At 45.4% G+C, this 449-nt stretch carries 1 protein-coding gene; it reads right to left on the bottom strand.

From position 1 onward, the window contains the following. A partial coding sequence (locus AC6UDB_RS06935; protein ID WP_500709541.1) for a mucin-binding protein occupies positions 1 to 449 on the bottom strand: 449 nt, incomplete at both ends.

Genomic DNA, 449 nt, shown 5'->3' with positions numbered 1-449 from the left:
CCGTCAGTGACTAATTCGTAACCTTGGGCCTCTAAGCTGGCAATTTCGTTCTTTGTACTGTAATCAGACTTAGAACCGAACTTACCGTTTAAATTGTCAGTTTTAATAACCCGGTTACCATCATCTTGGTCAATGTATTGAACATGAGCTTGTTCTTCATTGGCAGTGTAGGTAACCGTATCAGTCGAGTCGGTTGAGTCGGCAGTAGTAGTTAGAGCACCAACGGTTGCCTTGTCAGGAGTGTATCCTGTAATTTCGGGCGAATCGATTGAACCGAAGACCGCGTTCTTAGTAGTCCAGTCGCCATAACTGATGATCTTGCCGGTAACCTGGTCAAAGGTTGCCGTTCGAGTGTAAGTAACCGTTTCAGTACGATCATCGGAGGCTTTACTACCGTCAGCGTAGACGTAGTGCACCGTTCTCGTAATGTTCTTAGTCAAGTCATTTAC

This window comes from Fructilactobacillus sp. X3R2C1, from assembly GCF_059901235.1.
The sequence above is the reverse complement of the archived record's forward strand: the minus strand, read 5'-3'. Positions and strand labels throughout refer to the sequence as shown.